The organism is Blautia coccoides, assembly GCF_034355335.1.
In the GTDB taxonomy this organism is placed as follows: domain Bacteria; phylum Bacillota; class Clostridia; order Lachnospirales; family Lachnospiraceae; genus Blautia; species Blautia producta.
In genome coordinates this window covers 5,020,359-5,045,366 of sequence record NZ_CP136422.1, presented here as the reverse complement: position 1 = coordinate 5,045,366, position 25,008 = coordinate 5,020,359, and the positions used below count along the sequence as shown (strand labels likewise).

At 45.7% G+C, this 25,008-nt stretch carries 20 protein-coding genes; 19 read left to right on the top strand and 1 reads right to left on the bottom strand.

Going from position 1 to position 25,008, the window contains the following annotated elements; all coding sequences use genetic code 11:
* The first annotated feature begins 29 nt into the window (after nucleotides 1-29).
* From BLCOC_RS22675 to BLCOC_RS22605, 15 genes are all read left to right on the top strand, one after another.
* Nucleotides 30-2,186, top strand: a complete 2,157-nt coding sequence (locus tag BLCOC_RS22675; RefSeq protein WP_115623432.1) for a hypothetical protein — start codon at nucleotides 30-32, stop codon at nucleotides 2,184-2,186.
* 21 nt (nucleotides 2,187-2,207) lie between these two features.
* Nucleotides 2,208-3,353 (top strand): HEAT repeat domain-containing protein, encoded by a 1,146-nt coding sequence (locus tag BLCOC_RS22670; protein WP_018595699.1) that lies wholly within the window; start codon nucleotides 2,208-2,210, stop codon nucleotides 3,351-3,353.
* Nucleotides 3,346-4,788, top strand: a complete 1,443-nt coding sequence (locus BLCOC_RS22665; protein WP_115623431.1) for a glycosyltransferase family 2 protein — start codon at nucleotides 3,346-3,348, stop codon at nucleotides 4,786-4,788. Before BLCOC_RS22670 ends, BLCOC_RS22665 begins: the two co-directional genes overlap by 8 nt.
* Nucleotide 4,789: 1 nt before the next feature.
* Nucleotides 4,790-6,694 carry an EAL domain-containing protein gene (locus tag BLCOC_RS22660; RefSeq protein WP_115623430.1) on the top strand — a complete coding sequence of 635 codons (1,905 nt, stop codon included), beginning with the start codon at nucleotides 4,790-4,792 and terminating at the stop codon, nucleotides 6,692-6,694.
* A gap of 180 nt (nucleotides 6,695-6,874) precedes the next feature.
* Complete coding sequence (locus BLCOC_RS22655; RefSeq protein ID WP_115623429.1) at nucleotides 6,875-7,807, top strand: SIR2 family NAD-dependent protein deacylase; 933 nt, start codon at nucleotides 6,875-6,877, stop codon at nucleotides 7,805-7,807.
* On the top strand, nucleotides 7,761-8,561 hold the full coding sequence (locus BLCOC_RS22650; protein WP_029467877.1) for a protein-ADP-ribose hydrolase: 801 nt from the start codon (nucleotides 7,761-7,763) through the stop codon (nucleotides 8,559-8,561). Before BLCOC_RS22655 ends, BLCOC_RS22650 begins: the two co-directional genes overlap by 47 nt.
* A 419-nt stretch (nucleotides 8,562-8,980) precedes the next feature.
* Nucleotides 8,981-10,375: an ABC transporter substrate-binding protein gene (locus tag BLCOC_RS22645; protein ID WP_029467878.1), complete on the top strand. Its 1,395-nt coding sequence runs from the start codon at nucleotides 8,981-8,983 to the stop codon at nucleotides 10,373-10,375.
* Between the two features lie 96 nt (nucleotides 10,376-10,471).
* Complete coding sequence (locus BLCOC_RS22640) at nucleotides 10,472-11,353, top strand: carbohydrate ABC transporter permease (protein ID WP_029467879.1); 882 nt, start codon at nucleotides 10,472-10,474, stop codon at nucleotides 11,351-11,353.
* Nucleotides 11,354-11,364: 11 nt separating this feature from the next.
* The gene (locus BLCOC_RS22635; protein ID WP_029467880.1) at nucleotides 11,365-12,195 is read left to right on the top strand and encodes a carbohydrate ABC transporter permease; all 831 of its coding nucleotides are present in this window, start codon (nucleotides 11,365-11,367) and stop codon (nucleotides 12,193-12,195) included.
* 17 nt (nucleotides 12,196-12,212) lie between these two features.
* Entirely contained in the window at nucleotides 12,213-14,081 is a 1,869-nt protein-coding gene (locus BLCOC_RS22630; protein WP_115623428.1) for a sensor histidine kinase, read from the top strand.
* Nucleotides 14,059-15,627, top strand: a complete 1,569-nt coding sequence (locus tag BLCOC_RS22625; protein WP_165907171.1) for a response regulator transcription factor — start codon at nucleotides 14,059-14,061, stop codon at nucleotides 15,625-15,627. Before BLCOC_RS22630 ends, BLCOC_RS22625 begins: the two co-directional genes overlap by 23 nt.
* A complete protein-coding gene (locus BLCOC_RS22620; RefSeq protein ID WP_115623426.1) occupies nucleotides 15,624-16,496 on the top strand; it encodes a sugar phosphate isomerase/epimerase family protein in 873 nt (290 codons plus the stop codon). Before BLCOC_RS22625 ends, BLCOC_RS22620 begins: the two co-directional genes overlap by 4 nt.
* Before the next feature lie 3 nt (nucleotides 16,497-16,499).
* Nucleotides 16,500-17,411 carry a sugar phosphate isomerase/epimerase family protein gene (locus BLCOC_RS22615; protein ID WP_115623425.1) on the top strand — a complete coding sequence of 304 codons (912 nt, stop codon included), beginning with the start codon at nucleotides 16,500-16,502 and terminating at the stop codon, nucleotides 17,409-17,411.
* The gene (locus tag BLCOC_RS22610; RefSeq protein WP_115623424.1) at nucleotides 17,398-18,375 is read left to right on the top strand and encodes a zinc-dependent alcohol dehydrogenase; all 978 of its coding nucleotides are present in this window, start codon (nucleotides 17,398-17,400) and stop codon (nucleotides 18,373-18,375) included. Before BLCOC_RS22615 ends, BLCOC_RS22610 begins: the two co-directional genes overlap by 14 nt.
* A 9-nt stretch (nucleotides 18,376-18,384) precedes the next feature.
* Nucleotides 18,385-19,419, top strand: a complete 1,035-nt coding sequence (locus BLCOC_RS22605) for a Gfo/Idh/MocA family protein (protein WP_115623423.1) — start codon at nucleotides 18,385-18,387, stop codon at nucleotides 19,417-19,419.
* A gap of 15 nt (nucleotides 19,420-19,434) precedes the next feature.
* Here the strand turns inward: BLCOC_RS22605 and BLCOC_RS22600 are convergent, their stop codons facing one another.
* Nucleotides 19,435-20,370, bottom strand: coding sequence for a LysR family transcriptional regulator (locus BLCOC_RS22600; protein ID WP_115623422.1), 936 nt, complete (start codon nucleotides 20,368-20,370; stop codon nucleotides 19,435-19,437).
* 205 nt (nucleotides 20,371-20,575) lie between these two features.
* Between BLCOC_RS22600 and BLCOC_RS22595 the strand changes: the two genes are divergently transcribed.
* The 4 genes from BLCOC_RS22595 to BLCOC_RS22580 all read left to right on the top strand — a co-directional run bounded on the left by BLCOC_RS22595 (nucleotide 20,576) and on the right by BLCOC_RS22580 (nucleotide 24,951).
* A complete protein-coding gene (locus BLCOC_RS22595) occupies nucleotides 20,576-21,880 on the top strand; it encodes an NCS2 family permease (RefSeq protein WP_029467890.1) in 1,305 nt (434 codons plus the stop codon).
* Between the two features lie 15 nt (nucleotides 21,881-21,895).
* Nucleotides 21,896-23,617, top strand: coding sequence for an adenine deaminase C-terminal domain-containing protein (locus BLCOC_RS22590; protein WP_115623421.1), 1,722 nt, complete (start codon nucleotides 21,896-21,898; stop codon nucleotides 23,615-23,617).
* Nucleotides 23,618-23,821: 204 nt separating this feature from the next.
* Nucleotides 23,822-24,358, top strand: coding sequence for a flavodoxin family protein (locus BLCOC_RS22585; RefSeq protein ID WP_115623420.1), 537 nt, complete (start codon nucleotides 23,822-23,824; stop codon nucleotides 24,356-24,358).
* A gap of 23 nt (nucleotides 24,359-24,381) precedes the next feature.
* Nucleotides 24,382-24,951, top strand: a complete 570-nt coding sequence (locus BLCOC_RS22580; protein ID WP_115623419.1) for a uridine kinase family protein — start codon at nucleotides 24,382-24,384, stop codon at nucleotides 24,949-24,951.
* Nucleotides 24,952-25,008 lie beyond the last annotated feature (57 nt).

The following is a 25,008-nucleotide window of genomic DNA, read 5'->3' as shown; positions in this document are numbered from 1 at the left end:
AAAACACGCTTTAACGGAGGAAACATACTTTGAAGAAATTTTTGATCGGGGCTGTTTCACTGATCATACTGGTTCTCTTTTTGTATACGGCATATTACCAGTGGGGAGTTTATGTTGATCTTCATCCCGGTAAAAAGGCGGATACCTTTACGTCGGTGAAGGGAAAGGAAATCCTGGTAGATGAGGGAAAAGGGATGGAACCCTTTGAGATTAAGGGCGTGGATCTGGGCGCCGGAATCCCGGGACATTTTGCCACGGAGTATGCCATTGATAAGGAAACGTATATGAGATGGTTCGGTATGATCCAGGATATGGGAGCCAATACCATTCGTGTGTACACCATCCTGTCCAGTGATTTTTATGAGGCCGTGTATGAATACAACAGGAATAATCCAAACCCTCTTTATATTATCCATGGGGTATGGGTCAATGATTATATACAGAATTCACACGTGGATGCTTTTGACGATTCATTTTTGAAAACCTTTAAAGAAGACTGCCGGACCCTGGTTGATGTGATCCACGGCAGAAAGAAGATGAATCTGGGATACAGCACATCCAATGCCAGCGGTTCTTATACAAAAGATATTTCACAATGGGTGCTGGGCTATATCCTTGGAGTGGAGTGGGAAGATGTGACCGTGGCTTATACGGACCATATGCAGAGACAAAAAAGCGCCTATCAGGGTGAGTATATGTATACAACAAAAGACGCCACACCTTTTGAGGCCATGCTTGCGGAGGTGGGGGACCAGATCATCATGTACGAGAGCAAAAAGTATAAGGAACAGCGCCTTGTGGCCTTTTCCAACTGGCCCACAACGGACCCCATGGACTATCCGGAGGAGATAAACCAATTGTTTATGAAATGTGCAAAGGTGGATGTGGAGCATATTGCCTCAACAGACAAATTCCTTTCAGGACAGTTTGCGTCCTACCATGTGTATTCCTATTATCCGGATTATCTGAGCCACTATGATTCTTGGAGAGAGGAAATACCATTTGCGGACGATTATCTTCAGGAGGATGGCAGTTATAACACATACGGCATATATCTTGAGATGCTGAACCGCCATCACACGATGCCGGTTGTCATTTCCGAATTTGGAGTGCCAACGTCCAGGGGCAGGGCACAGCTTGATTTTCACACGGCACGTTCCCAGGGCTACATGTCGGAGAAGGAGCAGGGAAATGCCCTGGTGTCCAGTTATCAGGATATAAAAAAAGCGGGCTGCGCAGGGAGTGTTATTTTTTCCTGGCAGGATGAATGGTTCAAAAGAACCTGGAATACCATGGCAAATGTGGATCTGACGAAGACTGCCTACTGGAGTGATTTTCAGACAAACGAGCAGTTTTTCGGTTTGCTGTCCTTTGATCCGGGGGAAGATGAGAGTGTCTGTTATACGGACGGGGATACAGCGGAGTGGAGCGGGGATGATGTTCTTTCAGAAAACGGGGAATACGCCTTATCCATGAAATATGATGAAAAGTTTATCTATTTCCGGGTCCACAAAGAGAATTTGGATCTTGAAAATGAAAAAATCTATATTCCTCTGGATATCACACCCAAGTCAGGAAGCTATTATGCGGAAGGTGAGGATGTAAAATTTAACCGTCAGGCTGATTTTCTGGTGGTACTGGACGGCAGGGAGAACAGCCGTGTCCTTGTGCAGCAGCGTTATGATGTTTTCCGTATGGTGTACAGTGAGGCATACGGGGAGGAGAATCCGTTTTTTGAGCCGCCGGATAAGGATACGCCTGTATTTGACAAGATCTATATGGCGCTTCAGATCGGCAATGTGAATGCGTCAGAGGAGGAAGACAGGATGTCAGAGAAGTTTGAGACAGGAAGGCTTACCTATGGCAATGGTGATCCCTATGATCCGGAGTATAATTCCGTGTCAGACTTTATTGTAAATGGGGATGATATTGAACTGCGGCTTCCCTGGGATCTGCTGAATTTCTCCAATCCATCCCAGATGCAGATCCACGATGATTATTATGAGAATTATGGAATAGAAAACCTGTCTGTCCGGGGAATCTATGCCGGGATCGGAACAGAGAACGGGAAAGACAGCAGGATCAGCATGGAATGGAAAGAGCTGAAGGGATGGGGAAAGAACCCGGCTTACCATGAACGGCTGAAACAGTCGTATTATATGATGCAGAATATCTGGAACAAATAAGAGAACACGGAGGAGCAGACAATGCATGTACTTTCAATTAAGCCGGAAGTGATCCTATATGTCTATATGGCAAGCTGTATTGCTGTCCTTGTGTTTAATATCCTCTATATTTTTATTGATAAGTATAAAGGACGGCGTCTGGAACATCAAAGGCTGGAGATGGTAGATGAAATCACCGGACAGATACAGCAGATGGAAAACGGCAGCCCTGCACAGGAGGACTATTTTTCTGGGTTGGTCCGCAGGCTCAGAAAACTGGAAAAACTGAGAGCCTTTGAATTTTCCATGGAGGAGATACAAAGGCGTATGCCAAATGCGCGGACGGAAAAGTACCTGGAGCATATGCGCAGGGTTTTCCTGGAACTGGTACCTGTATATGAGAAGAGAGATGAGATTGAACAGGCCTATTTTGCCAGCCTGGTAGAGAAATTCGGAATAGACAAAGGCCATGCCGGATATGACGGTCTGATGGATTTTATGATTCGTATGATTGTCAATAAGGGCGTGTATGTCAGGGAAAATGCTTTGAAGGCCCTCTATATGATGGGAAATAAAGAGGCAGTGCTTGCCGCGTGGGAGAAAATGGAGGATAACGAAATCTATCACAGCAAAAAGCTGCTGACAGACGGCCTTCTTAAATTCACCGGTGACAGGGGGGAGCTTGCCCGCCTTTTGTTTGGGCACAGGGACAGATTTTCACCCCGCCTGATACTCCCTGTCATGCAGTTTATCCGGTTCCTGGGTGAGGACTTTCGGGAAGAGTTCCTGGAAATTGCGGGTAAAGAGACGGAAGACAAAGAACTGCGCTTGGAGGCTGTCCGTTATTTCAGAAAATATCCATATGAGCCGGCACGTGAAATGCTGCAGCGCTTTTTGCGGTACCATGAATTTCTGGATTGGGAATATGCCGCAGTTGCGGCTCAGGCGCTGTCATCTTATCCGGGACCTGATACAGTGGATTGTCTGAAGGAAGGACTGAAGGCTTCTAACTGGTATGTCAGGCTGAACAGCGCGGATACACTGATCGTTGGGCTGAAAATACAGAAGAAGGATTTATTTGACGTGTATAACGGACGTGACCGTTACGCCAGAGAGATCCTGAATTACGTCACAGAGAAAATAGAGATCAAAGGCCAGGAAATGGAGCTGAAGGAGACAGATGTTTGAATTTGTTAAATATTTTTATACGGTTGTGGGCGTCTTATTTGTCATTTACCTGCTGGGATATTCTACATTTCTGATCGCCTCTGTGATCGCCGGTTCCCTTGATCTATATAAAGAGAACAAAAAAAGAAGGTTTTACAGTGAGATCAACCATGACTATTATGTCCCGGTGACTATTGTAGTTCCGGCATATAATGAGGAGGTCACGGTTGTGGATACCGTAAAATCCCTGCTTATGATGGATTACAAACTGTATGAAATCGTGGTTGTGGATGACGGGTCAAAGGATGCCACAACCCAGGTGCTTTTGGATGCCTTTCATCTGAAAAAGGTAATGCGGCCCATAAACCGTCAAATCAAATGCCAAAAGGAGCGGAATGTATATGAAGCGGTGGTCAACGGAATCAGTATCACTTTGGTCCAAAAGATAAATGGGGGTAAGGCAGATGCCCTGAATATGGGAATCAACGCGTCCAGATATCCGTATTTTATATGCATGGATGCTGACAGTGTTCTGCAGAAGGACTCCTTAAAATATATTGTCCGCCCTGTTTTGGAGGATGATACCGTTGTGGCAGTCGGCGGCCTGGTAAGGATATCTAACTGCGCGGTGCTCAGTGAGGGGGAACTGGTAGACTACCACATGCCCTGGAATCCCATAGTCGGAATGCAGATATTGGAGTATGACCGTTCCTTCATGGCCTCCCGAATCCTTATGGACAAATTCAACGGAAACCTGATCATATCCGGCGCCTTCGGTCTTTTTAAGAAAGATATGGTTGCCAGTGTGGGCGGCTATGATGCGTCTACCATGGGAGAGGATATGGAATTGGTTGTAAAGCTTCACGCTTTTTGCCGCATCAATAAAATACCTTACGGCATACGGTATATACCTGACGCCATTTGCTGGAGTCAATGTCCCTCCAGTATCGGTGACTTAAAAAAGCAGAGGCGGAGATGGTTTCTGGGACTTTTCCAGTGCTTAAATAAACACAGGAGAATGTTCATGGCACCGGAATTCGGAGTGGTGGGGTATATTTCATATCTGTATTATCTTCTGTATGAATTATTATCACCATTTATAGAATTATTTGGACTTTTGACGATCCTGATGGCATATATGGTGAATTTGATCAATGTGCCATTTATGATAATGTTTTTTTTGATTTACGCCCTCTACGGTGCAGTTTTGACCATTACGGCGTTTTTTGCCAGAATATATACGCAGAACATCAAGCTTTCGGTGTTGGATGTGGTGAAAGCCATCTATCTGTGTCTGGCAGAGAGTGTGTTTTTCAGATTTATACAGGCGTTCACGAGAATGACCGCGTTTTTGGGGTACAAGAAGAAGAAAAATGTATGGGGTCAGATCAAGAGGCAGAAGATACAACTCAACCAGATTGGTGAAGAAAAGGGGAAAACAGGAGATGAGAAGTAGGATGACAGGAAAAATAAGCAGACAGATCAAAATTTGTCTGGCAGCACTTGTGCTGGCTGTGTTTTTTTTCACGCCCTCTGTATGCCGGGCCGGGAATGAGATATACGTGGCCGGTATGCCGGAGTCCTGGCCCTTTGAATTTTATGATGAAAAAGAGGAGACTTACCAAGGAGTGCTGCCGGAGCTTCTGGAGGAGGCCGGTGAAGCTGCGGGTATTGGAGTAAAGTATATAAAGCCATCTAAAAAGGACAGGCGCCTGGATCTGGCCGGGAACATACAGGCAGATGCTGTTTGGACACTGGGCCTTACGGAAGATGAGATAAAGGATGCCGGACTTAAAAAGGGCCGGGATCTGATCCTCTATGAGGAGGACGGAAAAGAGAAATCTATCAGTCTTGCCTATACAAAAAGCATGGAAACAGCAGATATTGAAAAATTGGAAACATCATTTCAGAATATAGATACAGCAAAAATACAGGGTGCATATGCCGCTTACGCCGCAAAGGGTGACAGTTCTGCGGGGAAGGCGAACGGGTATCTTTGGATCATTTTGGGACTTGTCATTTTTTCTGCATGCATTCTTGTGATCTTTCCGGCTTTCTTTTTGAAAAAGAGGCATCAGATGGAGCTGATGGCTTACAGAGATGATGTTACAGGCAGGGATAACCTGACCTCCTGGAAGCAGAAGTTCTCAAAGTATATTGTGGAGGAGAACAGGAACCGCTATGCTGTGCTCTTTCTGTATGCAGGTATTGATGTGGTGAGCCATATATACGGGTACAAGGAGGCAGAAAATGCGCTCCAGCTTATCAGTGACACCTGTGAACCTCTTATCAAACAGGAAAAAGAGGCTTTTACCAGGTTTAATGAATTCTATTATGTATTCTTTGTAGAGTATACTGGAATCGAGAAACTGAAAGAGCGGATCAGGGACATGCAGGAGAGCGTGGCTGAGGAGTTTAAGAAAAAGGAGAAGAAGTATTTTCTGGAGCTGCACACAGGTATTTACAGAATGACCAGTGTGGATGAAGATCCGCTGAAGACCATACAGTTCAGTGAAGTGGCCATGGAATATGCCAGGATGCATGTCCAGGATTATGCCCTCTATGACGAATATGTGGAGAGAGAGACCATATCCGGTTATGCTATGGAACATGAGGCGATCCACGGACTGATGCACCAGGAATTTATCATGTATCTGCAGCCCATGGTTTCTCTGAACAGCGGAAAAATATGCGGTGCTGAGGCACTGGTCCGGTGGCAGAATCCCAACCGGGGACTTTTAAGGCCAAATGAATTCTTAAATGTCATGAAGCGGAAACAGCTCACAGGAAAGATGAACATAGAAATCTACCGCCAGGGCTGTCAGTTTTTAAAACAAGAGGCAGAGAAAGGAAACTGTCTCAGACTGCTGTTTAATTTTACTGTTGAGAATATTGGGGATGAGCAGTTTGCAAATCATCTGGACGCCATAGCGGAACAGTATAAGATCCCGAGAAAACAGATTATAGTTCAATTGAACCAGATGGTAGAGATGAGCCAGTCGGATATTTATGTAAAAACAATAAAACAGCTCAGAAAGTTTGGATTTGACGTATATCTGGCGGGTCTGGAACTGGACCGCGTATTCTTCAATTATCTTTACTGCGGGATCAATGGTATCAAGCTGAGACAGGAAATGATCAGTGAGATCCATAAGCCGGAGGGAAAAGTGGTTGTGAGAAGCGTGGTGGAATTATGCAGAAAGCTGAATTTGGAGGTCCTCTGTGTGGGAGTGGAAAGCGAAGAACAGGAAAAATTTCTGAAAGACCTTGGCTGCACCATGGTCAGTGGATTCCGCTATTATTATCCTGTCAGCCGGGAAGTGTTTTCAGAGCTTGAGGAAGATAAACAAGCAGGATCATGAAGTTTTGCCAGCAGCCATTAAGATACTTAGTATCAAAATGACACCTATACCACTTTTAAGTGCGCTCTTGTGAGAAATAGAAGTGCCGTTTTATAATGAAAGAAAGATAAAGCAGCATTCTCACAGATCAGGGAGTGATCCTTCCCTGTGATACATGCATAGGAGATCGGAGGTGTTTTTGTGGGACTTTTGGAGGCTTTGAACCAGAGGGAAGAGAATGGGGAGGAGCGTCTGTACCGGGAACTGCGAGAAGCAGAATCCGTTGTTATCGGAGCAGGTGCGGGGCTTTCCACTTCGGCAGGATTTGTATATGACGGGAACAGATTTAGGGAAAATTTTCACGATTTTGAGATAAAATACGGATTTCATGATATGTACAGCGGCGGCTTTTATCCTTATAAGAGTCTGGAAGAATATTGGGCCTATTGGAGCAGATATATTTGCCTGAACAGATACAGGGAGTCGCCAAGAGCCGTGTATGCAGATCTTCTGCAGGTTGTAAAGGATAAGGATTATTTTGTTTTGACCACCAATGTAGACCACTGTTTTCAGAGGAGCGGATTTGATAAGAAGAGGCTGTTTTATACACAGGGGGATTTTGGACTGTGGCAGTGCGCTGTGCCGTGTCATAAGAAAACATATGATAATGAAGATGTGGTAAAGCGTATGGCTGCAGAGCAGAAGGATATGCGGATTCCCGGGGAATTGATCCCTCTCTGTCCTGTCTGCGGAAAGCCTATGACCATGAATCTGAGGGCAGACAGTACCTTTGTGGAGGATGAGGGGTGGCATGAGGCGTGCGGGCGGTATGAGCATTTTTTAGAGAAACATAAAAACAGCAGGGTCCTATTTTTGGAACTGGGATGCGGGATGAATACTCCCGGGATTGTAAAGTTCAGCTTTTGGCGCCTGACCAGTGAGTGGCCGGGAGCGTTTTATGGGTGTATCAATCTGGGGGAGGCATATGCGCCTCAGGAGATAGAGAGAAAGTCGGTCTGTATCAGTGAAGATATCGGCCGGGTCCTGGCAATATGGAAAGGAAGAATGGAAGATGAAAAACAGAGAGATGACGCAGGAGGAACGCTTAGATTATCTGATTCGCTACCTGTGTGAGGAGTCTGTCCAATACCGGGGTCTCAGAGTGGAAAAAGCAGAGCGGCGGGCCACATTGCGTTCTCTCATGAATATCCGTATGCCCGGACCGGTTTCACAGAAGTTTCGGGAAATACAGGATGTATTTCTGCAGCAGGAGGCAGCGGAAAAAGGGATCGTAAAGGTGGAGACGATTCCATCTGTCCGGGAGGCATATGGGACGACCGGGAAGAACAGCGGGAGGATTTTCCTTTGGCAGGGAGATATCACAAGGCTTTCCGCGGATGCTATCGTAAACGCGGCAAACTCCCAGATGCTTGGATGTTTTGTACCTTGCCACGGCTGTATTGACAACGCTATACACTCTGCGGCGGGCCTGGAGCTGCGGGAGGAATGCAGTGAGATCATGAAACGGCAGGGTCATGAGACAAAAACAGGAGAGGCGGTGATCACCGGAGCGTATAACCTGCCGTGCAGATATGTACTACATACAGTGGGTCCCATTGTCTATGGAAAACTAACAGACAGCCACTGCCGGCAGCTTGTATCCTGTTACAAATCCTGTCTCAGCCTGGCAGAGGAGAAAGGGCTGGAAAGTGTGGTGTTCTGCTGCATATCCACAGGAGAATTTCATTTTCCCAATGATAAGGCGGCAAAGATCGCGGTAAGAACAGTGGAGGAATATCTGGAGAACAGCCGGATAGAACGGGTGGTCTTTAATGTGTTCAAGGATGAGGATCTTCATATATATGAGGAGATTTTTGGAAAGTTATAGCTTATGGATTGACGGAACCGTCTGCCTGATAAAGGGCAGGCGGTTTTTTGTGAAATAGGGGGGAATTACTTAGTTGTCAAAAATTTCCATAAATTTTTTCTTACTATACGAAAGAAAGAATATATAATATAATTTTTTTAGATAAAAGATTGTAACTATTCAGTAGGTCTGCGCATTTACTGCGCTGACCGTAAGAAAATGTTCAGCAGCCAGGCAAAAATCCCATCGCCAAAGGCGATTTGTACGGATTTTTGCTCGTAACTGTAGGGGTACTGAACAGTTACAAAAGATTTATAAATTTCTAATGCGCATGGAGATTTTTAAATAATAGAAAACTGTTCACGCCCTCAGTAAGTGCCCGGAATCATGATACCGGGAGACAGAAGCGGGGGGCCGGATAATGAAAAAGGAGAAAAGGTATGAAAAAAAGATTTAGCATGCTGTTGGCAGCCGGTACGGCAGTCAGCCTTTTGTTGGCGGGATGCGGTGGAAATTCCCAACAGTCGGAAAAAGAGGATGCAGATGAAGAAGTAAAAACAGAGAGCAGCGAAACAGATAAGAAAGAGGAGGAAGTTAAAAATTCCGGGGAGGCTGCAAAGATCACATTCTGGGATATGATGTGGGGGGAAGCCGGAGTATATGACGTAGCTGCGGAAGCGCTGGTGGACCAGTATAATCAGGAAAATCCTCAGGTGAAGGTAGAGTATCAGAGTGTCCCATGGGATAATTACTACCAGACATTCCTCACTGCCATTACCAGCGGGACAGGTCCGGATGTGGCCACTGCAGGTTCCCAGACGCCAATGCAGTTTGCAACTATGGGAGAGATCATGCCCCTTACCCCCATCGTGGAGAAATGGCAGAGTGAAAAGGACCCTGTACTGGATGATATGATGGAGGGGATTCTGGAAACAAATAAGCTGGAGGATGACTATATCGCGCTTCCGTGGCAGTGTGATACCAGAGTTTTTACATATCGGACGGATATGTTCAAGGAGGCTGGGATTGAAAAGCTTCCCACTACCTGGGAAGAATTTCTGGATGTGCTGCGCACATTGAAGGAGAAAAATCCGGACGTCTTTCCCCTGGTGACAGCCGGGGATCTGGGCGGAGCACAGAATATTATGATGTATCTGACTGTGGGAAATCAGGTGGGGCCTGTAACAGCGGACGGCAAATCAGACTTCACATCTCCTAAGATACAGGAGTGTCTGGAATTTGTTGCTGCCCTTATGGACGAGCAGTTGATTCCTGAAGCGACCATCAGCTATAAAGACGCTGACGCACAGAAACTCTTTTATTCCGGACAGGCAGCTATTTTTTACGGAAGCCCTGTCACAGGATTTTTCGAGGATGACAATCTGAAGGATAACCTCAGTATACTTGATCCTATGCAGGGGCCTTCAGCGGACAAACCACAGACGGTGTATTGGGCCAACAGCATCGCTGCATATAATAAAGACTCCGAAAATGCGCAGGAGACACTGAACTTTGTAGAGTGGTGGGTGAAAAATTCCAAAACTTTATTCACAGAGGGAAAGTGCGGTAAAACACCTGTCTTAAAATCCATCACATCTGATACTTATTACGAAAATGCTGTATTAGAAAAGCTTGTGAATGAAAAGATCATGCCGACTTTTGTACATGCAACAGAGCCGATCCAGAATTTTTATCCGGCCTTTGGACAGATTAATGGAGAGCGTTATCTGGGAAACGCGGCCCAGAAGGTTTTGAGCGGCAGACGGGATTATGAGGCAATCCTGGAGGAGGACAACGGAAATGTGGAAGCTGCACTGGAGCTGCAGGCGGAATAGCCGAGACTAACTGTTCAGCCTTCTGCTGTACTATGAGGTGCTGCCCTGCAAAAGCAGGGCAGCCCTGAGGCAGCCTTTAGTAAAGGGAGTATAACTATGCAAAAAAAGAAAAAGTCTAAGCGTCTTGGCTATCTTATGCTTTTGCCCGCCCTGGCAGTTATTCTGCTGATTCAGATTTATCCGTTTTTAGACGGTTTTAAGCTGAGTTTTACCAACAGCAACCTGTTAAGTCCGGGAAAAGAAAAATTCATAGGGCTGCAGAATTATATTGACATTCTTACAAAAGACAAAGAATTCTACAGTTCACTGGCATTTTCATTTATCTATGCCATATCTATTGTCATATTCAGCTATATTCTGGGAATGCTGATCGCCGCTCTTTTGAATATGAACATGAAAGGACGCGGAATATACCGGGCAGTCATACTGATGCCCTGGGTCATAGCGCCTATGGTCATGGCTGCAAACTGGCTCTGGCTCTTAAATGACCAGTTCGGTCTGATCAACCATGTGCTCATGGAGCTTAAGATAATAGAGAAGCCTATTTTATTTTTAACGACCAGATATATGTCACGCTTTACGGTCACCATGATAGGCGTATGGAAGAACCTGCCATTTATGACTATCACCCTGTTGGCGGGAATGCAGGGAATACCGGGAGAGCTGTATGAAGCGGCCAGGATTGACGGAGGAGGAAAGATAAAAAGCTTTTTATACATAACACTTCCGTCTCTGCGCTCCGTCTCCAAAGTTTCAGTCACACTTCTTTTGATATGGGCCTTTAATGGTTTTGAGAATATCTTTCTGCTCACAGAAGGAGGACCGTCCGGCAATACCATGGTACTTCCCATATATGCCTACAATACGGCATTTTTCAGGTCAAAGATGGGATATGCATCCGCGGCCTCGGTACTGATGCTTTTGTGTATGATCATATTGTGCCTTATCAATCAAAAATTCAGCAGGGATAACGAGTAGGAGGCGGCAGGATGAAAAAAGCGGTTTCAAAGACAATTATGTATCTCATCACATTTGCAGTATGTTTTCTGCTGGCACTGCCGGTCATATCCATGTTTGGCACATCTCTTAAGACAAAGACCATGGCAATGAGTGACCTGGGAATGTTCCCGAAATTTCAGGACGTGTATCTGGGGAATTTTAGCAAGGTACTTCATGTTGAATCCTTTGTGAAAAGTATTTTCAACAGTATATTTGTGTCAGTTGCTGCCATGATATTCTGTGTGTTGATCGCTGCGTTTGCTGGATATGCAATTTCCAGATTCAAGGGAAAGATATTCAGCGGATTTATAGGACTTCTGCTTGTGCTCCAGATGCTGCCTATGATGCTGACACTGATACCCATGTTCATGATATACAAAGGACTGGGACTGAATAATACACATGCCGGTCTGATCGTGGCATATATTTCCTTTTCTCTGACATTTGCCATATGGCTGTTGAAAGGTTTTTTCGACTCTGTGCCCATGGAATTGGAAGAATCCGGTCTTATAGACGGCTGCAGCCAGTTTCAGGCATTTGTGAAAATTATTCTGCCCATATCCAAACCGGGACTGGCCACTGTTGCGATTTTTACCTTTGTGCGCTCATGGAATGAGTACATGATGGCAAGAATATTGATCCAGACAGATGAGCTGAAAACCATCAATTTAGCACTACAGAAATTTGTACAGGAGAATCTGGTGGACTGGTCACTTCTTTCCGCCGGCGCGGTGATAGCAACAGTGCCGACTCTTTTATTTCTTTTGTTTGCACAAAAATATCTGGTACAGGGACTGATGGCCGGAGCAGTCAAGGGATAAGGAGGAAAAGAGCAGGCATGAAAGAGCATTGGAAAAAAGCTGTAAACAGGATGATCGAAGGTGTGCGCAGGATGGGGCTGCAGAAACGATTTCTGCTGCTTGTGGTTTTTGCGGTCATTTTTCCTCTGTTTTTTCTGGAGACAGCAACATTTTTTTCCGTGCGCCGGGTTTTTCAGTTGAGTAATTATGAGAATATGCAGCAGGAATTGGATTCCTATAATGTGCTGGTGAATAACCGTCTCAGAGAGTACAGCTCTGTGGGAAACAAGATCGCAACCAGCCTGTATACCATCAAGATGCTGGAGAAAACATCAAGTGATAAACAGTTGGATGACTTTATACAGGCCAATGAATATGACAAGCTTCTGGATGAGTGGACCGGTGAGCTGGATGATTATATAGCTGTGGAGGTTATCAATAAAAGGGGCTTTATAACTTACAAGCCATATCAGTTTACTGACAGTTGTCTGGAGGAGAGTACACTTTTTTCCCACATCATGCGCCGGGAAGAGAGACAGGTATGGCTTGGAGCATTTAACTGGGAGAATATGGACAAGTATTCATCTCCTCCCAGTAAAAAAAACCTGCAGTACCCCTTGATCATTTCTACAAAAGTAAAAGGTGCGTACTCATCCGATTATCTGGGATGTGTGAATCTGTATATTGATCAGTTTTTGCTGTCGGACTTATTGTCTGAGGTTCTGAATTACAGGGAAAAGACAAGCTCCCTTTTTTCGGAAGAGGAGCTGTTTTTTATTGACAGCAGCGGCAAGATAATCTCCCATAAAGATTCCGGACAGATTGGGAATCAGATTGAAAAAGAGCTGAAAGAAAATCTGGAACAAAATGAAATAGATCGTCCGGAATCCAAGATCGTGTTTTTAAATGAAGGGAGAGATAAAAAGCTTGTTTTTTATTCCGAGTCTGAACTGACCGGTATGCGCATGGTTGCCCTGGTGGACTATAAGGAGTTCTATCAGGTGATCAATCAGATCTTTGAGACAATGGTGCTTTTCAGTATGCTTGTGCTGGGAATCGCGGGTATTGTTTCCTGGCTGTATTTTATCAGTGTCAAAAAACCCATCGATCATATTGTGACGGGGATGAAACAGGTTGAGAAGAACAATTTTTCTGTGGTGGTGGAGGACGCCGGGAAGGATGAATTAAATTATCTCACTCAGAGGTTTAATAAGATGGTAAGCCGGACCGGAGAATTGATCCAACAGAAGATCAGTATGGAGACGGAGAAGAAGGACGCAGAGCTGCGTGTGCTGGAGGAACAGATCAATCCTCACTTCCTCTATAATACACTGGATATGATCAACTGGATCGCATTTGAGAGGAATGACGAAAAGACCTGCCATATCATAGAGTCTCTGTCTGAGTTCTATCGGACCGGACTTAACTCCGGAGAACGGATCTATACGGTGGGACAGGAGATAAAGCATGTGAGTGCTTATATTGAAATACAGAAGGAACGTTATCAGGGAAAAATACAATACCATTTCCAAATCGAGGAAGAGACCTGCCCATATGAGATGGTAAAAGTTGCGCTGCAGCCCCTTGTGGAAAATGCCATTGTCCATGGGATCATTCCAAAGGGGAGCAAGGGTAATATATGGATCACTGTGAAGAAGGTACATAATGAAATCCTTTTTCTGGTAACCGATGACGGCCTGGGACTGGGGGCAAAGCAAAAGGACGGGGAGCAAACCGGAAAAGCAAGTTATGGTCTGCGGAATGTGGATGCCAGGATCAAGATGTACTTCGGTGAGGATTATGGGGTCAGGCTTGAACCCGGAGAAAACGGATGCGGCGCAGTATCTGTTATTAGGATACCTGCAAGAATGGGAGGGGACGGAAATGAAGATTTTATTGGTGGATGATGAATACTATATTTTGAATGGTCTATATCAGTTGATTCATGCACGTTTTCCGGAACTGGAGATTTTTACAGGGGATTATGTGACGAAGGCCAGAGAAATTCTGTACAGGGAAAAGCCGGATATCCTGATCACAGATATCAGAATTGCAGAGGAAAACGGACTGGATTTTATCAAAAGCATAAAAACGGATTTTCCCCAAATGCATGTGTATATCATCAGCGGATACAGTGAATTTGAATATGCGAAGACAGCCATTGAGTTAAATGTGAGATATTACATTTTGAAGCCGATTAACCAGAAGAAAGTGGTGGAGCTTGTGCGGCAGTCCATGGAAGAGATCGTACAGGAGAGGACCCGCAGGGAAAATGAGATAAAGACACTGGTCCTGGCTAAGAAAAAGGTGGTCCTTGACATGATACTTGAGGGTGGCTGTTCAGAAGAACTGCAGGAGGAGGTAAAGAGACTTGGACTTGCATCTTTGTTTGCGGGATATCGTGTGGTAAATATCAGCATCAAGGAATATTGGACGATCGCCACGTATTCCCGTTCTGTACAGTTGTCCAATTTGAAGATGTTTATACGCAACAAACTGGATGACATATTACGGGAGGCAGCAGAGGACTGTTACCTGTGTATAGAGGATGAAACGGGGAATTATACTCTGATCACAGGGGTGGGAGAAGAGATATTAAATGCGGTTCTGGAGCAGATTTACGCTGTGATCTATGAGGATTTCAGACTGTATACAGAATTCCAGGTGAGCAGCAGGTATGAGGGAGAATTGAATTTTTACGCGGCATACTGTGAATCCAGAGGAATAGGAACAAAGGCGTCCAGACTGCTCTTTTACAGCGGAAGTGAGAGCCGGATCGTCAAGGAACTGGAAAAGATCCGGTACAAAGCAGTGGATACCATGGAACAGGAGAACTATATACAACTGGCCTCTCTGATAGAGCTGATGACAGTCCGGTTCAGCAGGGAATATGCAAAGAATCGTGTGGTACAGAATTTTTCCAAAGAATTGTACAGAGACATTGTAAGTTATCTCAGGGCAAAGATGGCAGAAGCTCATATTGATTTTAATTATGAGCCGGCGGATGTGAGCGCTGACAGTACAGAGTATGGAAGGAAGAAGCTTGCGGATGCATACACTGCGCTGGCGGAAAATCTGAGGACCTGCCAGCAGCAGATGAACGCCAGGAAAAACAGGGAGATGATCAAAAAAGTTATCACCTATATGGATGAAGATATCAGCCGCGCATCCCTGGACAGCGCGGCAGATTATGTGGATACAACACCTATATACCTAAGTATTATATTCAAAGAAGTAGAAGGAATCCATTTTAAAGAGTGTCTGATACAGAAAAAAATAGAGAGGGCTAAGAGGCTGCTGGAGGATACGGATCTACATATCTACGAAATCGGTGCGCTGGTGGGATACGCGGATATAAAGTATTTCAGCAGGATGTTCAAGCGTTATGTGGGGATCAGCCCTCAGGAGTACAGGAATCAAAGTGAAGAAAATAAGGAGGAACACAATAGATGAAAACAGGGGTTTTTACAGTGAGTATGCCGGAATACAGTCCAAAAGAGGCTGTCCGGATATTAAAAGAACTGGGATATGACGGAGTGGAGTGGCGGGTGGCGCCGGTGCCGGAAGAAAAGAAGGAAAATATTGCGTATGAGGATCGGTACTGGCAGGATAACAAATGTACTTTGGATATAGAAAAAATAGAGGAGACAGCAGAGAGTGTAAGGCAGATGTGTGATGCTTATCAGATCTCTGTATTTGGACTTACCACTTATCTGAAGCCTCATGAACACAGGAGGATTGAGAGCGTTTTGAGGGCGGCAGCGATTATGGGGTGCAGTCAAGTGCGGGTATTTACTCCTGATTATGACGAGACAAGAAACTGTGAAGAGCTGTTTTGTGAAACCAGGAAAAATGTTGAAATCCTGGAAGCTCTTGCCGGCAAATATCAGGTAAAAATCGTATTTGAAATCCATATGGATAACATTCTGGCCAGTGCAAGTGCGGCCAAGCGGCTTCTTTCAGGATGCAGTCCTGACTATATCGGCGTGATCTTTGACCCTGGAAATCTGGTGTATGAGGGGTATGAAAACTACAGAAAATCATTTGAGATGTTGGGAGATTTCATTGCCCATATACATATTAAAAACGGAAGGCTGGAACCAAGCGGAACAGACAAGAACGGGATACAGCAGTGGAAGAGAACATGGACGCCGTTGAAAGAGGGTAGCGCGGATTTAAAGAAGCTGTTTAGCGTCATGAAGGATATGGAATACAAGGGAAATGTATCAGTGGAGGATTTCTCCAACCAAGAAAATACATATGACAAACTGAGACACAATCTGGAATATCTGCGCTGGCTGATGAAGGAGGAGAAGGTCTGATATATGGGATATGAGAAAATTTCGGGATTTACAGATGAGATCAGCAGCCATTTGGAACAACAGCTTACAGGTGCTGAAAAGGCAGGAATATCTTATCTTGCGCTGCGAAATATAGACGGAAAAAACATCTGCAACTATACACCAAAAGAGGCTGAAAAAACAGTGCTGCCCTTGTTGAAAAAATATGAAATGAAAGTGTCATCCATAGGTTCTCCCCTTGGGAAAATTCCGATCGAAGATGATGAGGCGTTTGAAAAACAGATGGCGCTGGCGGAAAATGCGGCACATATAGCGGAGATATTGGAATGCGGTTATGTTAGGATATTCAGCTTTTATATTCCAAAGAAAGACTCCCACTCCAGGTGGAGCGAATGTGCTGCAGATAAAGTGGGCAGGCTGTCGGAGGTGTTAGGAAAGTACGGCATAACCGCTTTGCACGAAAATGAAAAAGAAATATACGGCGATACCAAAGAACATTGTCTCGAATTGCTAAAGAAAGTGAACAGCCCATTTCTGAAAGCTGCCTTTGATTTCGCGAATTTTGTGCAGTGCAAAGAGGAACCGCTGAAAGCGTATCAGTTGCTGGAGCCATATGCTGTCTATTTCCATATCAAGGATGCAGAGTTTGAAACGGGTGACACGGTTGTGTGCGGACAGGGAGACGGCTGTATTGAGACGATTCTTAAGTCCGCGCTTGAAAAGGGATATAATGGATTTCTTACATTGGAACCTCATCTTACAAGGTTTGAGGGACTGGATTTGCTGGAAAGAAGGTCTGTACGGGAAGTGATCAGAGAAAATAAGGCGGAAAGTGGATTGGAAGGATTTTGTATGCAGTATGACGCGCTGGATCACATCCTTAAGAGAATAAACAGCAGGAAGAAAATAGGGGGAAAGGATTATGAGAGCCGATAAAATATGTGCATATGAAAAAGGGAAGGTCAGACTGGAGAAGTGTCAGGTGAAGACACCGAAGGATAATGAAGTTCTGGTAAAAACATTATTCAGCACAATTTCACCGGGTACGGAGCTTGCGTGGCTGAATCACATGGAGAATACTCCGGGTGAATATCCTTATGATCCGGGATACAGCTGCTGCGGCCGAATAGAGGAACTGGGTAGCAGCGTATCCGGTTTTCAGACGGGGGATTTGGTTGTGTGCAATCAAATACATTGTTCCCGGTTTACCATAGAAGCAGAAAAATGTACGAAATTACCTCAAGGGATAAATCCACGGGAGGCATCCGCGTTCAGACTGGCTTCTATTTCTTTGCAGGGGATCAGGAAAGCAGAGATTCAGTTGGGGGATAATGTGGCTGTTCTGGGTCTTGGGCCTATTGGAAATCTGGCGGCACAGCTTGGATTCTGCGCTGGGGCAGGCCGTATCACGGGCTTTGATTTTGTAGAATGGAGACGTGTGCTGGCAGAGAGATGCGGCATTACAGGGACAGAGGAAAGCGGAGAAAAAGAAGAATTTGACAGTGCTTTTGATGTTGTTATCGAAGCGACAGGGGTCCCTCAGGCTGTCAATACAGCGTTCAAAATGGCAAAGCCTCTTGGAAGGGTGGTACTTTTGGGTTCTACCAGAGGAAATACTGACGGTGTCAATTTTTATCGGGATGTACATAGAAAGGGAATCACTGTTGTGGGTGCCCACGAAATGCACCGGGCACAGAATGAGAGAGATCAGTTCGGTCATTTCAGGAGCCATAAGAGAGATGAGGAGACCATTGTGGAACTTCTTGCACAGAGGCGGATCGTATTGGATCCCCTCATCAGCGAAAATGCAGAACCCGAAAACGCACAGAACATATATGACAGACTGCTCAGTAAGAAAGAACCGCTGATGCTGGCTGCATTTTGCTGGGGAGAGGAATAGGAGGTATCCATGGGAAAATTGGGTTTTGGGGTAATTGGATGTGGATTTATAGGAATGCTTCATGGACAGGTCATTGCCTCACTGGATGGGGCCTGTCTGGCAGCAGCCGCAGACAGTGATGACAGTAAAACAGAGGAGGCGGTCAGAAGATGGGGATGCAGGAGCTACAGGGATTACCATGAGATGCTGCAGGACCCGGAGGTTCAGGTGGTTTCTGTCTGCCTCCCGTCAGGGATGCACAGCAAAGTCACCATAGAGGCTGCCCGGGCTGGAAAGCATGTAATCTGTGAAAAGCCCATTGACACGGATGCTGCCCGGGCACAGGAGATGGTAGATACCTGCAGGGAATGCAAAGTAGAACTGGGGATCATTATGCAGCATCGTTTTGATAAGCCCATCGTGCTGTTAAAAGAAGCAGTGGCTCAGGGAAAACTTGGAAAACTGCTCTGGGGAGCATCCAGAACCATTTGGTATAGGGACGAGGAATATTTTTCAAATCCTTGGAGGGGCACATGGGAATTTGACGGAGGGGGTTCCCTTATGAACCAGTCCATCCATTATATAGACCTGCTGATCGACATTTTTGGAAAGGTGAAAAGTGTGAACGGAAAGTGTAGGCGCCTTCTCCACCAGGAGATAGAAACAGAAGATGTAGGGATCGCAAATATTGAATTTGAAAATGGCTGCCTTGGAACCGTGGAGGGCACCACTGCAGCCTATCCCGGGCTGTATGCGGAGTTGGCTGTTTTCGCGGAAAAGGGAACTGTCATTATACGAAACGATGAACTGCTGTTTTATCAGCTGAAGGACGGGGAGAATAGAGAGTTCAGCTGTCTTTTGAATAAGGAAAAAGCCAACGCACTGCACCAGGATGCGGCCATATCCACAGATGCGCATAAGCGTCAGTACCAGGATTTTGTACAGGCTGTCACGGAAAACAGAAAGCCCATGGTGACAGGTGAGGACGCTCTGGAAAGTCTGAAACTGATAAAGGCGATTTATGAATCATCAGCGGAAGGAAAAGAGGTTTATATGGGTAAGTGACTACTTTTATTTCTATTACTGTTTATTCAGGTGACCGCCAAAATAATCCTTTGATATCTGAATGAAATCCAGTGCGTAAGAGGTTAAATAGGCCCCTTTCCGATAGGCGATAATGGTGCTTGTAAAAGCATCCGGATCATGGAGGGAAAAGCATACCGGAGGTGTCCGAAACGTCATGTTTTGTATGTATGTCTCCGGCGCGAAACATATCCCTTCGTTTTGCTGGACCAGCAGGAGCGCGGCCTGTGTATTCCGTGTGTAAAAGGGCACCTTTGGCTTTATGCCGTATTTTTTCAGCAGCTGTTCTGTTATGGCACCGGTATTCTGTTCCGGAAAATGCAGAATGAATTTTTCGTTTCCAAGCTCTGAAAGATCCACCTGGGGATAAGAGCTGTCCTTACAGGCGGCAGATCTGACTTTTCGTGCAAGGGGGTGGTCGGGGGAAACAGCCAGCAGGATTTCCTCATGGCCAAGGGTTTCATATTCCAGCTTGGGATTCAGGCTTCCGTCGCTGAAGATCGCGAAATCAATCCGGCTGTCTGTGAGAAGACGCTCCTGTATGGCATATGTTTCCTCCAGGAAATTCAGGCGGATATTGGGGTGTATCCGGCGGAAAGCGGGAAGGATCCTGGGGATCATACAGGAGCTTCGCATGAGGGGAAAAGCCACATTCAGTTCCCCGTCATTTTGGGAACGCAGATCCGCCAGTTCCTTCTCCCAGTCACGGGTCAGTTCCAGTACGCCTGAGGCGTATTCCATATAGCGCCTTCCCGCATAAGTGGGAATGTAACAGTTGTCAACCCTGCTGAACAGTTTAATGCCCAGTTCCCGTTCCAGTTTTCCCAGATGCTTGCTGAGTGTGGGCTGGGAGATAAAGAGTTCCTGAGCAGCCTTTGTCATATTCTGATGCTTGGCAATGCAAAGCACATAGTTCAATTCGTGGATATTCATAGATTTCCTTTGACCTTTCCTCAGATAACAGTCCGGATACTTGAACGGTTTCCTGCGCGGATATTTTGGGGGCACTATTCCACTTTGGAATAGAATTCATAGTTAAGATGAATTAGACTTCCGATTACGGATATCATACAATGAAAATGGAAAAGAATCAAGGAGAGTAATTGTTATACGATTGAGAAAGGCAGGAAAAATCTATATGAAACAGTGGTTGGAAAAACAATTTAAGTTATCAGAGTTTCATTCAAATGTCAGGACAGAGCTTCTGGCCGGTCTGACTACCTTTGTGACCATGGCCTATGTTCTGGCCACAGTGCCCAACATGATGGAATCAGCAGGCCTGGACAAGCACGTAATGTTTACTGTGCTTATCTTACTGGTGATCCTTACAACCTGTGCCATGGCATTTTACACGAACAGGCCCTTTGCGCTGGCACCGGGACTGGGAAGTGTGGGTATCGTTACAGCTATGATAGCCAATGACGGCATAGCGCCTGATGTGGCTTCCGGTGTTATTTTCTGGAGTGGTGTATTGTTTATCGCCATATCCTTTCTGGGACTCAGGGAAGCAGTGGTCAAAGTCATCCCCGTCAGTCTGAAACACGCGGTAAGTGCAGGTATCGGTCTTTTTATCGCGCTTTTGGGCGCAAAAAGCTGCGGCCTTATCATCGCCAATGAAGCGAAGAAAAGCCTGGGATTTGGTGATCTGACCGCGCCTACAGTTATTGTTGCAGTTATCGGTTTTGTGATCTTACTGATATTAAAAACGAGAAATGTACCGGGAGATATGATCCTGGCAATTGCACTCACCACCTTGGTGGGAATCCCCTTTGGCGTTACAAAAATGCCGGAAAGCCTGTTTACCATGCCCGCCAATATAGGTGGACAGTTTCTGCATGTTGACTTTCTGGGAGCATTGAATTTTGCTTATATTCCGTTTCTGATCGCGCTTTTTGTGCCGGACTTTTTCTCTACATTCGGAACGGTTTTGGGTGTGGGTGCAAAAGCGGGATATCTGGATGAGGACGGCAATCTTCCCGGAATTGATAAATGTTTCAAGGTGGACGCAGTAGCTACCAGTTTTGGCGCCCTCTTTGGTATGCCGAGTATGACAACATACCTGGAGTCCTCTGCCGGCGTGGAGGCTGGCGGTAAGACCGGTCTGTCTGTGGTGTTTACATCTGTTTTCTTCGGACTGGCTCTGTTTCTTGCGCCCATTGCCCTGATGATCCCCTCTGCGGCTACAGCACCTGTGCTCATGTATATCGGGATCAATATGCTGGGGGCAATGAAAAACATCAAGTTCCACGATTTTACAGAGGCATTTCCGTCTTTTGTATGTATTGCATTTACCATCTTCGGAAACAACATTGCAAACGGTATCTGTGCCGCTCTTCCTACCTATGTGATCATGAAGATATCAGCAGGAAAGATAAAAGAGATCCGGCCGGTTATGTGGGTGCTGGTGGCTGTCTGTCTGCTCTATTTCTACTCAATCATGTAAGACGGGAGGTGCCCTATGGAAAAGGCGGATTTACTGATAAAGGATACGAAGGTTTATAATTCCTACTTGAAATGTTTTATGCCGGCAGATGTATATGTACAGGAGGGAAGGATTTATTATGTGGATACCAGGCAGGAGAAGGCGCTTACCCCCAGTGAGGTGCTGGACGGCAGCGGGTATCTAATGCTTCCCGGATTTATTGATATACACTTGCACATTGAAAGCTCTATGATGACGCCTGTTTCCTTTGGGGAACGGGCAGCTTCCTGCGGGGTTACCACCCTGGTTTCGGAGCCGCATGAGATCGCCAATGTTATGGGCGTACAGGGAATCCATGAGATGATCAACGGGGCAAAAGATTCCCCCATTGACATTTTTTACGGTATTCCCAGCAGTGTTCCCTCTACGAATGAAAGCCTGGAAACAACAGGAGGTGTCATTGGATTTGAGGAGATGAAGCATCTCATGAGGGAGGACGGTGTTGTCTGTGTGGGAGAGATCATGAACTACCGCCAGATCGTCAAGGGCACAGAGATGGAGATCACAAAATTTCTAGACTATCTCAGAGAGGAAGATCCCCAGGCCGTTATTGAGGGCCATTGTCCCTCCCTTGTGGGACTGGATCTGGCCAAATTTCTGTTCAGGGGTATTGACGGTGACCACACAGAGCATACTCTGGAGGAGATCAGACAGCGTTTTGAAAACGGCATGTTTGTGGAGCTTCAGGAGAAAATGCTGAAACCGGAGATTCTGGATCATATTATAAAAAACAATCTCTTTGAGCACTGCTGTTTTGTCACGGATGACACCATGGCAGACGCTCTGCTGGAAAAGGGACAGCTCAATTATATTGTGAAAAAAGCCGTAGAGATGGGATTTCCGCTGAGTGAGGCAGTATACTGCGCGTCCTATACCCCTGCAAGGCGTATGAACCTCAGAGACAGAGGAACCTTGGCGCCGGGAAGAAAGGCGGACTTCCAGTTGGTGAGAGAGCAGGCAGTCTCTGATTTTGAACCGGAGCTTGTGTTCAAAGACGGCAAGGAGATCTATCGTAAAGGAGATGCCGGGAGACAGCTAAAGCCATACGGTTTTCCCACAGAGTTCTATCACTCTGTACATCTGGATCATATCCGGGCAGAGGACCTGCAGCCAAAGGTACAAAAAAGCCGGGGAACGGTACAGGTCCGTGTCATAGAAGTGAGTGACGGACGTACACAGACAAGGGAAACGCAGGTTTTTATGGAAGTGGAAAACGGGCGTTTAAAATGGCAGGAAAGCGGCTGTGCGCTGGCCGTTGTGCTGGAGCGCCACGGTAAAAACGGGGGCCTTGGTTATGGATTTGTCACCGGTGACTGCCTGAAACGGGGCGCAGCGGCAACCACATATTACCATGACCATCATAATCTTATGGTGATGGGCGCCAATCCTGAGGATATGCTCACAGCGGCCAGACGGCTGATAGAACTGCAGGGAGGTATTTGCACCGCCGAGAACGGTAAGGTGATGGCAGAACTTCCTCTGCCTGTGTGCGGTATCCTTTCAGAACTTCCCGCTGATGATATCGGGAGAATGCTGGGAGAGGTAAGAAAGAGCCTAGAAGCGCTGGGCTATGAACACTATAATCCCATTATGTCCCTGTGCACCCTGGGTCTTCCGGTCAGCCCTGCTCTGAAGCTCACAGACAGGGGGCTTATTGATGTGGAGAAAGGGGCAGTGGTGCCGCTGAGGCTTTCCTAAAACGGTCCAGATATTTAAAAATATCTCAAATATCTAAAAACAGTTCATATATCCCAATAAAACAGGAAGAATTTTCCGGCGGATAAATTTCTCCTCTATAGTGACTTTTTTACTCCACAATGTTATAGTGATAGAAACGATCACAGAATGAAAAACATGGTAAAAAAGATTTATAAAACTTAAGAGAAAATAGGAGAAAAAACTATGAATATTTTAGTATTGAACGGCAGTCCTCGCAGCAACGGAAATACGGAAATTATGGCAGATGCCTTTATAAAAGGCGCGTGTGAACAGGGGCATCAGGTGGAAAAAGTAAACCTGGGACATTTGAAAATTGCCCCATGTCTGGCTTGTGAATTCTGTTTTACACATAATGGAGTGTGTGTACAAAAGGATGATATGACGGGTGTATTGGAGAAAGTAGACAATGCGGATATGATCGTATTTGCCTCTCCTGTCTATTGGTTTTCCATCAGCGCACAGTTAAAAGCCGCTATAGATAGACTTTACGCAAGAGCCAGAAAAGGCTTTAACATCCGCTGCGCAGCGCTTCTTTTGGATTCCGCATCAGAGGGTATATACCGCTCGGCAATTGCCGCTTATGAGGATACCTGTGCCTATCTGCGCTGGGAAAATAAAGGGATACTGACAGTGCCGGGAATGGATGCAAAAGGCGATATGAAGAACTCTGAAGGTGTGAAAAAAGCATATGATCTGGGAAAATCCCTGGTTTTGGAATAGGGGAAAGGCAGGTGCTTTAACACATGGAAAAAGTAAAAATTATGACCATCGGTATTGCCGGTGGGAGTGCTTCCGGCAAGACTACACTGTGCAATAGGCTGGCGGAAAAGCTTAAAAATGAGGAGCCAAAAATCTTCCATATGGATGAATATTTTAAGCCGGAAAAGCTGCGCCCCCGCGCACGTGCCCTGACGGGAAACAGGGAATATGTGGATGACAATCATCCCGATACCATGTATCTGCGCAAGCTGTATGAGGATATAGTGAAGGAGAGAGAACGGGGGAATTCCCGGATCATTCTGGTGGAGGGCCTCCTTACCCTGTATGATGATGACATCTGCAGTCTGCTGGATTTGAAACTTTTCATAGACTGCCGTGTGGATGAGCGGATCCTCAGACGATTAGAGCGAAATATGCAGAAGGGGCTTTCCCGTGAGGAGATCACAGATGTATATTTGGATGTGGTGAGATATCGCCATGACCAGTACGTAGAGCCGTCAAAATGGAGGGCGGACTTGATCCTGAACGGTGCCAATCCCTCACAAACGGCGGAGAATATGATAATTGATTACATAAAAAAATATACAAGATAAGGCGGCTGCCTTCTGAAATGTGAATTTTTCAGAAGGCAGTTTTTTCTTGCATAGGAG